This window comes from Synechococcus sp. R55.7, from assembly GCF_047461955.1.
Classification (GTDB): Bacteria; Cyanobacteriota; Cyanobacteriia; order Thermostichales; family Thermostichaceae; genus Thermostichus.
The window spans coordinates 1-2,073 of sequence record NZ_JANSIC010000309.1; the positions used below are offsets into that span (position 1 = coordinate 1).

The window sequence follows — 2,073 nt, forward strand, 5'->3', positions numbered from 1 at the left end:
GCAAGCAGATTGACCAGATGTTGGATCCCTCTCATCTCCTCTGGCAGGGGGAGATTTCTCAAGGTAACTACGGCTGTCTCTGTTACCTGAGCAGAGCTTACGTTTAGGTAAAGTAGCTGAACAAAGTAAAAAAATGAGCCACGGAGCGGAACAAATACGACTCTCTCTCAGATCTAAGCTTCCTCTTTAGGTCTACCTGCATGTTATCTTGCCTGTAAAGTCATCTTATCCCCAACTGAACTGACTATAACTGGAAAAAACTATACTGGGCAGACAAGTCAGGAGAATTTCTAGCCATCTTGTAGTAGATGTCAGACTGGATACTTACAAACAAACTTCTAGCCGGGATCCAAGCCCAGCAAGCAGGAGATTTGCGACAAGCAGAAGCCATTTACTCCGAGATCTTGGCGGAGTTTCCTGAGCAAGCCGACGCTTTGCACCTGCTGGGAACGGTGGCCCAGACCAAGGGGGATTTGGAATGGGCAGCTGCGCTAATTGCCGAGGCTATTGAGTTAAATCCTTGCGTAGCTCTTTATCATCACAACTTAGGCGTGGTCTACGAGTCTTCGGGCCAATGGGAGAAAGCCTTATCCTGCTACCGGCAGAGCTTAAACCTCAATCCCGATGCCACTCTTTCCGCCTTTCAAGCTGGCAAGATCCTCGTTAACTTACGTCGCTGCGAAGAGGCGATCCCCCTGCTCAATTCCCTGTTGGTAAACTCGGATCGAGCAGCAGGGATCCCTTTGGAAGAGGTACATCTGAATCTGGCCATCGCCTGCCGAGATCAAGGAGAACACGCTATTGCCTTGGATCACCTGGAGAAAGCATTGGCTTTGGATCCCCAGTTAGAACAGGCTCGTTGGTTTTATCATCTCTACTTGCCGGCAGTCTATCAGAGTGAGGAAGAGCTCAACTCCTTTCGTGCTCGCTTTGTTGAGCACCTGGATCGTCTTATTGAGGAAACTCCCCTAGAAACAGAGGAGCAACGTCGCACAGCGCTGTGGGCATCAGGACTGGGAACCAATCACTACCTACAGTACCAAGGCTACAACGACCTGGATTTGCAGAAAAAATATGCCCAGTTTGTTCAACGTATAGTCAACGCCTGTTATCCCGATTGGAGATATCTTCCTTGCCAATCCCAACCAGGGGATCCCATCCGAGTTGGGTTTGCCTCAGCTTCCATGCGAGCTTGCTCTTACAGCCGCTTATCTCTGGGTTGGGTTAAGTACCTAAATGCTAATTGGATTGATGGACAGGCTAACTCGGAGCGAAAGTTTCAAGTCTTCGCCTATCACTTGGATCCCAGAACCGATTTCATGACAGACCGGTATCGTCAATATGCCGATGTGTTTCGACACATTCCCACCGGACTTGAGGATGCAGCCCGACAAATCCTGCAGGATCAGCTAGATATTTTGGTGTATTTGGAGATTGGTCTTTCACCTCTTATTCTGCAACTGGCTTCCCTGCGACTGGCACCGATACAGTGCTCCACTTGGGCTCATCCTATAACTTCTGGACTTTCTACGATTGACTATTTCCTCTCCAGCGATTTAATGGAGCCAGAGGATGCTCAAGAACATTATAGTGAAACCCTGATTCGTTTACCTCATTTGGGCACTTGCTTCGAAAAGCCGGTTTTGCCTCAGCAAAAGCGCTATCGTGAGGATTTCGGCCTGCGCAGAAACGCAGTGGTTTACCTAGCTTGTCAATACTTGGGTAAATATCTGCCCCAATATGACTATCTTTTTGCCGCTATTGCTCAGCGGGTGCCCAACGCTCAGTTTGTCTTCTTGGCTCTGCCCAATGCTGCTATTGCCCGACAATTTCGGGAACGGCTCACCCGGGCTTTTTCCCTGTACGGTCTCAATGCAGAAGACCACTGTCTGGTTCTGCCTGGATTAGACCATCAAGACTACTTGGATCTCAACCGCTGTGCCGATCTTATGTTAGATTCCTATGGCTGGTCAGGTGGGATCACCACCTTAGAGGCCGTTGCGGTCGGATTGCCTGTGATCACTTGCCCTGGAAAGCTGATGCGGGGGCGGCATACCTATGCCATTCTCAAAA

1 protein-coding gene is annotated in these 2,073 nt (G+C 49.4%); it reads left to right on the forward strand.

Features of this window, described 5'->3' with window-relative positions:
* Positions 1 to 371 precede the first annotated feature (371 nt).
* A partial coding sequence (locus NW820_RS12030) for a tetratricopeptide repeat protein (RefSeq protein ID WP_414407605.1) occupies positions 372 to 2,073 on the forward strand: 1,702 nt, incomplete at its 3' end.